Below are 9,008 nucleotides of genomic sequence, written 5' to 3'. Positions count from 1 at the left end.
GATAGACGACCAAAAGAAGGTTTTTCTTTTACCGGACAGCAATCATTTGATTTCTCCTGTTATAAAAAAAGGAACCGACGGTAATCACTTACGGCCGATTCCTGAAAAGAAATTTATTTGACTTACGTGGTTTACTATTGTTTTAACTGATCCAGTATAAAAACGATTTTTTATCTGCTGCGATCTTTTAAAAATTCACACCGCAAAGATACGGCGGCTTATCACGCTCCACAATCCCCATTTTGGGGGAAATTTCAGGTGTCTGTCGCCAATAATGGTTAGGCTGGAAGTAAAAAGTCCGGAATGTATACTGAAAATTTGATGTAATTGTGTCGAATCAATCGTTTTTTTGTGTTGATTGCTTTCGTCGTTCGGTTTCCGAAAGGAGGTCATACAAAAGTAGTAGATTGGGATGATTGGGCAATAGAAGTGATACGGAAAATATTTTTTAAGAAGTTTTATGGGCTAAAGACTCTCTATCCAAATGCTTTTTGAAGATGTTTGGATGCCAGGAGCATCTGTCGGGAATAAACCAAACGGTTTGTTTTTCTCTCCGGGTTAATGTACTTTTGTGCCGTCAAGAAACACAGCATAACACAAAATGGAATTCAATAATATTATTAAGCGGGACGGTACGAAAGAGAGATATAACGTCTCGAAAATAAAGCGTGTGATACGTGCCGCCTTTGCGAGTATCGATGAAGAGTGCCCTAAGAAAGCCTTGACCCGGTTGATCGAAAATGTAGAAGATCGGCTCCGTGAACTTGCGAAGGAGAACGCGATCAAAGTAGAACAGATACAGGATGTGGTGGAGATTGAACTGATGCGCAGCGGCTTCTATCGTGAGGCGCGTCGTTTCATTTTGTATCGCGAAGAGCGGGCGAAGTACCGCGCCATCATCCTCGAAATAGAAGAAACGGTCACGCACGAGGGCATGCACCGCGTACTGAAAGATATACAGAAAGATTTTCCGCACCTGAACAAGTCGTTCGATACCTTGGGCATGAAATACCGCTCCTTCCACAAGGCGACTATGACGCCCGACGAGTGCTTGAAAGCTTTGATCCGTGCGGCCGTAGAATGTATCACGGCCGAAGAGCCCGATTGGGAGTTTATTGCCGGCCGTTTATTGAGCTTTCAGAGCAAATTGCACGTTGGCAGGAAGATGGAAGCGCTTAAAATCGGCACGTTCTTTGATAAACTTACCTATCTTACTCGCGAAGGATACTATGGCCGGTACATCCTTGAGCACTACTCGAAAGAAGAAATCGACGAACTGGAAACATTCTTTGTTCCCGAGCGTGATTACCTGCTTACATATAGCGGACTTGACCTGCTGCTGCGCCGTTACACGATACGTAACTTTACGCACGAGCAACTCGAAACACCGCAGGAGATGTTTATGGGCATTGCCATGCATCTGGCCATGAAAGAGCAACAGAACCGCCAGCAAATTGTGCGCGATATTTATGATATCCTCAGTAAATTGCAGGTGACGATGGCTACGCCCACGATGGCTAATGCCCGCAAACCGCATTATCAGATGTCGAGCTGTTTTATCGACACCGTGCCCGACTCGCTCGACGGGATTTACCGCAGCATCACGAATTTTGCCAATGTGTCTAAGTTCGGAGGCGGCATGGGGTTGTATTTCGGAAAGGTACGTGCCAATGGTAGCGACATCCGCGGCTATAAAGGCGCGGCGGGGGGAGTCGTGCGATGGATCAAGCTGGCGAACGATACGGCCGTGGCTGTCGATCAGCTTGGCGTGCGCTCCGGTGCGGTGGCTTGCTACCTCGATGTCTGGCACAAGGATATTCTTGACTTTTTGCAACTTCGCACGAATAACGGCGACGACCGCATGAAAGCGCATGATGTCTTTCCGGCCGTCTGCTACCCCGATCTTTTCTGGAAAATGGTGCGCGAGGATATGAATCAGCCGTGGTACCTGATGTGTCCGCACGAAATCAAAAGTATCAAGGGCTATGAGCTCGAAGATTACTATGGTGAGGAGTGGGAGAAACGCTATCACGACTGCGTGAACGACTCCCGCATCCCCAAGACCGAAGTGCAGCTCAAAGATATGATTCGTCTCATCCTCAAGTCGGCCATTGAAACGGGTACGCCTTTTGCCTTTTTCCGCGATACGGTGAACCGCGCCAACCCGAACAAGCATAAAGGAATGATTTACTCCTCGAATCTCTGTGTCGAGATTGCGCAAAACATGTCGGCCATCGAAAGCGTTTCTACCGAAGTCGTAACTACGTCTGATGGGGATACGGTCATTGTGGAGAAGTCGCGTCCGGGCGATTTTGTGGTCTGCAACCTCTCCTCGCTTGTTGTCAGCAAGATCAATTTTGACGACGAGCAGGAGGTAAGACACGTATTGAGAACTATCGTCCGTGCGCTCGACAATGTGATCGACCTGAATTTCTATCCCATCGAATATGCGCGTATCACCAACCGCCGCTACCGTCCTATCGGGCTCGGCGTCATGGGCTATCATCACCTGTTGGCGAAGAAAGGCATAGCCTGGGAGAGCGAAGAGCATCTCCAACTGGCCGATAAGCTGATGGAAACGATCAACTACTACGCCATTCAGGCCAGTGCCGAACTGGCGGCCGAGAAGGGAGGTTATGAATATTTTGAAGGGTCTGACTGGCAGACAGGCGACTATTTCCGGCTGCGCCAATACGAGGGAACGCCGCGATGGGATGCATTGGCAGAGGAAGTGCGTACGAAAGGGATGCGCAACGGCTACCTGCTGGCTGTGGCTCCTACCAGTTCCACGTCGATCATTGCCGGAACGACGGCTTGTACCGACCCTATCATGAATCGTTTCTTCCTCGAAGAAAAGAAAGGTTCTACAATCGCTCGTGTTGCTCCCGACCTGAACAACCGGACGTGGTGGCTCTATAAAAGCGCACATTTGATAGACCAGACATGGAGCATCCGCGCGGCAGGCGTGCGACAGCGACACGTAGACCAGTCGCAGAGTACGAACCTCTATATTACAAACGATTTTACTCTACGTCAAGTGCTCGAACTCTACATCAAAGCATGGGAATGCGGCCTTAAAACCATCTACTACGTGCGCTCGAAGTCGCTCGAAGTCGAAGAATGCGAATCCTGCTCCTCCTGATTTTTAACTATACATTATTATATATATCATCATGAGTCATATACAAACCATTCAGCGCAAACCGCTCTTCAACGAGCACGGTGATACCGAACTGTCGAAAAAACGCATGATTAACGGTAACACGACTAATCTGAACGACTTCAATAACATGAAGTATAAATGGGTCTCGGACTGGTATCGTCAAGCCATGAACAACTTCTGGATTCCTGAAGAAATCAATCTGAATCAAGACCTCAAGGACTACGCCAAGCTCAGTGAGGCAGAGCGTACGGCCTACGACAAAATCCTGTCTTTCCTTATCTTCCTCGACAGTATCCAGACGGCCAACCTTCCGAATATCAGCGATTATATCACGGCAAGTGAGGTGAATCTCTGTCTGAATATCCAGACTTTTCAGGAAGCCGTGCATTCGCAGAGCTACAGTTATATGCTCGACACCATTTGCTCGCCCGAACAGCGTGACGCCATTCTTTATCAGTGGAAGGACGATGAGGTGCTGCTGAATCGCAATAAATTCATCGGAGATCTTTACAATGCTTTCATGGAAGACAAAAGCGTGGAGCAGTTTATGCGTGTGCTTATCGCTAATTACATTCTCGAAGGTATTTATTTCTATTCGGGATTCATGTTTTTCTACAACCTCGGACGAAACGGTAAAATGCCCGGATCGGCACAGGAAATTCGCTATATCAATCGAGACGAAAATACCCATCTGTGGCTCTTCCGCAACATCATCCTCGAGATGAAACAGGAGTGCCCAGAAATGTTTACCCCCGAACTGATTGAAGAATACCGCGCCATGATTGCCAAAGGTGTGGAGGAAGAGATCAAGTGGGGAGAATATGTGCTGGGCGATAAAATCGAAGGACTGACTACCGAAATGATACGTGATTACATCCGATATTTGGGGAATCTGCGTGTTACCTCGCTAGGCTTTGAGCCTCTTTTCGAGGGATATCGTTCCGAACCGGCTTCTATGTCGTGGGTATCGCAATATTCGAATGCGAATATGATCAAGACCGACTTCTTCGAGGCGCGTTCTACGGCTTATGCCAAATCGAGTGCGCTGGTCGACGATCTGTAATAGAAAATGTTTTGTGTTGGGTGTGAGAGTGTGTCAAAATGCAATGTTTGGGCACACCCTCTTTAGGTGTGTAAGAATGGGTAAAAAGCAAGGCGCTAAGGATGAGGGTGAGGGAGCATACTAAGGTATGTGACCGAGCTCTCATTCCGCAAGCAACGAAGCAGTTTGCCCGTTATGACACACCGCCATACTCAAACATTTTATATAGCCAACGATTTATTCTCTGGTTAAATCCCTTTTCTGAATGTAAGGCCATGATATTTTACCTTTAATCTCAAAAAGTAGATTTTCTTAGTCTCTAAGTACTCCACTCGGGAAAAACGAATTTTCTTCGTATACGGTATCGCGATGTTAGGGTAAGATGAAAACCTTGATCAATACGCACCATTCTGAAGGAAACGATCGATGATCTGTTGAATAAGACAAAAGAAGATTGTGTTTTAAATTTCTTTGTTTGCTTTTTTTAATACGGTAAACTTGCATAAGCAGATTGATGGGGGTATCTTTGCGGCCATTAACTTAAATATTTTTAATTATGAGAGGTAAATTATTCGCTGTTTTTTTATTTTTGTTAGGCTTTGCTGTGTTGTCGCATGCGCAGAGTGCTATAGGTGTAAATTTAGGTGATGCTGTCAGGCATGAAGACGGATCGGGAGTATATTATACTTTTCCGAATGTAAGCGTTAATGCGGGTGCGGGGGTGCTGATCAAGTCCATAAAGCTTGATTTTAAACAAGGAACTGCCACGTATTCCCTGCCTTCCGGATGGGTGTCGAAACCGATATTATACTATGTTCCTTATACTCAAATTTTTGAAAATGAGTCTGGCGTGTCGGCGTCCGATGTGCAGAATTTTTTAAGAAGTATAAAATATACGTTCGAAACCCAATATAAAGGGGGTGAATTGAGAGTTGAAATATGTAACTATATTTACCCCATGGAACCCATGGCACCACAGAGCTATGATATCTCCACGAGGGCTGCTGCAGTGGACGAAGAATTTTGTGGCTACGCTTCTACTCGTTTCGGTTTTGAAAGTACGAAAAGTGCGTCGGTTAATGGGGTAGCAAACAATGGAACATCTGCTATGCCGGTGAAAGTAATCCTTGGTGATGAAATTGAATATAGAATTAATGCGGTTAATGCAGCTCCTGAATTTTATGGTGGAGGGGAATTTGTTGCGACCCGTACTGATAATGTACAGTTGAGGCAAGGAGAATATGCACCTCATGAATTATCGACTATAGTTATTGAAGATGTTTTGCCTGAAGGTGTTGAATTGGTTGGAAGCCCAGATAATAATGGAGTGTTTGACGCAAACACTCGTAAGATACGTTGGGAGTTGATGAATGTACCGCGAGGGGGAAATAGGACCGTAACCTTTAAAGTGAAGCTCAAAGTGCCTTTAATCGCAGCTTATTACCAGAATGTGATGGAGAATAAAGCAACTGTAACAACCAAATGGGTAGATATGATGCTTACGAGAGGGGAGGTAGAAGTCGCAACGCGAAACATGGATGCGGACGGAACCAATGAGTATGTTTCTGTGACAAACAGCACTTTTCATCAGCGTGCCGTCTGCACGGTTAAATTTGTAGTTGATCCTGCTACCGGAGGCGCATTGACGGATGGAAATGATCAGGTAATTGATTATGGTACGAAACCTGCTGCGGGAGTGACAGTAACCCCATCGGACGCTTCGTATAAATTTAAAGGCTGGAAACATGGAGGATTTACTTCGCTGAAAGCCGGTGAGGCAGCTGTTCCGGCAGCTTCGGGCCCGGCAGGTGATGCCAACTGGTATACGACGGTAGATGTAAAAGGCGATGTGACGTTTACGGCCGAGATGGAGTTGCAGGGCTGGAAGATCGAATATGATTTTAATGACGATAAAACAACCCCGGGCGGTAAAATGCCGGAAGTACCCAACAAGCCCGATTTGCTCAATAAATATCCTTCAGGGTATACTCTTCCTGCTCCTCCTGCTACTAATCCAAGTATTGAAGTAAAACCATCTCCTGAGCGTATAGGATACTTCTTTTCCGGTTGGAATACCCTTGATACGGATTTCTCAGCAGGGGCTCCGATCATTCTCAGTTCTGCAGGTGGTGATGTGAAAATCACAGCTAAATGGAGAGTCAAACGTTTTGGTATCGGCTATGAACTTTATGGAGGGATGGCTCCGGGAACTCCTAATCCGACGGAGTATACGATCGAAACTTTGCCGATAAAAGTAGAACACGCGCCGACACGCGCCGGTTATACATTTGTAGGCTGGACGAACGATCGGTTTGCTCCAACGACACAGATGGCCGTAGATATTCCGCTTAAGGATGCCAACGGAGTATATACACAGGATTCTTTGACGTTCCATGCTCATTGGCACAAGAAGCTGGTGGTCGATACGGCAACCTGCGAAGCTCCGCTTACACTCAAAGGTTTGCCTGGAGCCAAAGGGTATAAATGGGAATATATTATATCGGCTACGGAAAAGAAAGAGGTAGGAAAGGCGCAGACCTTTGATGCCGGAAAATCGGGTACGTATGTTTTGACTACCGACTACGGAACGGTGAGCGTAGAAGATACGTTTAAGGTGTTATTTGCCTTTGAAGGAAAACAGGAACTCAAAAATAATAACAATATTCCGGCCAAAATTGGAAGGAAACAGGAGTTTTATGTAAAAATGGATACGACAGGTCGCAAGGTAAGTTATAAATGGTCACTTGCCGAAGGCGATACGACCCACTCGATGAAGGGAGATTCTTTGTATGTTGTGTTCGGAACCTCAGGCAAGAAGGATGTCAGCGTAGAAATAGCGGTTACTTTGCCGAGCGGTTTGATATGTAAGAAAGAGCTTGCTGCTTCGATCACGATCAGTGAGAAATATAACGGCTTCTTTGTCGACCAGAATGTGCAGGGAGGTCGCGAGGACGGCTCATCGTGGGCCAATGCTTATCGTCGCATTGAGCAGGCACTTGATAAGGCGCGTGCCGGCGATTGCGTATGGGTAGCACGTGGTACATACACTCCGCCGAAGGGTAAATCGTATGAAATGAAATACGACAGTGTAGAAGTGTACGGTGGTTTCGGTGCCTGGGAAAGCTATCTGCATGAACGGGTGTTTGCTTCGAATCAGACGATTCTGCAACGCAGCAACGGCGGTTCTTCGGTGATTGTAATCGAAGGAAGCCAAGGTATGCGTTGGGACGGCTTTATCGTTGAGCAAGGAAATGCGACACAAGGTGGCGGTATCCTGAACAAGAACGGACAGGTAACGATTGCCAACTGTATCATCCGTAACAATCGCGCCGATCAGGGCGGCGGTCTCTATAACGGTGACGGTGGTCATGCGGTCATCTTCAATACGGAGATTAGCGGCAATACGGCCAACGATGGTGCCGGGATGTATAACCGTTCGGCTCATCCTCGTTTGACGAATGTAACGATTAGCGGTAATTTGGCTTCTGGTGAAGGTGGTGGGCTGTATAATGACGGCTCGAATCCGGATGTTCGTAATACGATCCTTTGGGATAACCGTGCCGGAAAGTATCCGAACATATCGAACAAGAGCAGTATGCCGACATTCAGCTTTAGCTTGATCGAAAAAGACCGCGCTGGCTGGGATGTTGCATTGGGCGCCGATCAGGGCGGTAATGTAGACGGCAGCCCGGTCTTCAGAAGAAGAGGCTTCGACGAAGATGGTAGCATGCGTGAAGGAGACTATCGTTTAGGAGCCGGTAGTGCTGCGGAAAATCAAGGTTACAATCGTTATGTTCTTTTCGAAAAGACACGTGATGCACATCTTCCGACTCTCGGCCAAAGCGTTTATCATAAAGGTATTCCGTATGATCTGTCAGGGCTGAGCCGTATCATTGACGATCGCGTGGATATCGGAGCCTATGAATATGCACCCAATATCGCTTTCCCGAAAGTATCGCGTGAAATCGTGATTCCGACCATCAAAGGTCTGATCTTCCAACCGGCTCCCGGTATCCATTATGTAAATACGGGCGATGACTTTACGTTTACCGTGAAAGAAGAACAGACTGGAAACGTGCTGAAGGCCGGTGAAAAGAAACGCTTGATCGAACGCCTTAAAATTACGACCGGTGATCCGATTCGCGATAAAGACGGTATCAAGATGACGGAAAACGAAGACGGTTCGGTAACGGTGAAACTCATCAAAGTGACCTCTGGAATTGTGTTGGCGGTAGATCCGAATACGACTTCGTCGGCGATTATTTCGGGTGAAAAAGTATGGTCGTACGAAGGTCACGTACTGTTGAGTGTGAAGGCATCTACGGACGTTCGTATCTATGATCTCAACGGTCAGTTGGTAGATACTCGCAGGGTAAATGCCGGTGAGACGGCGATTCCTCTACCTCAGGGCATCTATCTTGTTCGTATCGCTGATCGAAGCTACAAGGTGATCCTTCGGTAAACCGGAGGTTTGTTCCTCTTCTGAGGAGGCATAATTATTCAAAAGCGGCTGCTGTTTCCGGAGTGGAAAGGGCAGCCGTTTTTGTGTTCTATTCCTTTTACTCATGTTTCGGTTTAATCCCAAATTACGCGATACACTGTTCGGCGTTTACCATTAATTAATTGTTAATTGTCAATTGTTAATTGTCATACTGGGTACATGATTCAGCGTGTACCATTATTTAATTGTTAATTGTCAATGGCTAATTGTCATACCGGGTACATGATTCGGCGGGTACCATGCATAACAATTGACAATTAACCATTAACAATTGGAATATGTCAGGCTTACAGCCCTCCGCC

Annotated in this window: 3 protein-coding genes; all 3 read left to right on the top strand. The window is 46.5% G+C overall.

All coding sequences use genetic code 11. The features are described from left to right. The first annotated feature begins 601 nt into the window (after nt 1–601). The 3 genes from Q4A89_RS11230 (at nt 602) to Q4A89_RS11220 (ending at nt 8,667) form a co-directional block, all read left to right on the top strand. Entirely contained in the window at nt 602–3,142 is a 2,541-nt protein-coding gene (locus tag Q4A89_RS11230) for a ribonucleoside-diphosphate reductase subunit alpha (RefSeq protein WP_303185575.1), read from the top strand. A gap of 31 nt (nt 3,143–3,173) precedes the next feature. Beyond that, entirely contained in the window at nt 3,174–4,226 is a 1,053-nt protein-coding gene (locus Q4A89_RS11225) for a ribonucleotide-diphosphate reductase subunit beta (protein WP_303185574.1), read from the top strand. 904 nt (nt 4,227–5,130) lie between these two features. Further along, entirely contained in the window at nt 5,131–8,667 is a 3,537-nt protein-coding gene (locus Q4A89_RS11220; RefSeq protein ID WP_303185572.1) for an InlB B-repeat-containing protein, read from the top strand. The last annotated feature ends 341 nt before the right edge of the window (nt 8,668–9,008 follow it).

Source organism: Tannerella sp. (genome assembly GCF_030528505.1).
Lineage (GTDB): Bacteria > Bacteroidota > Bacteroidia > Bacteroidales > Tannerellaceae > Tannerella.
This window is presented reverse-complemented; position numbering and strand designations above follow the sequence as displayed.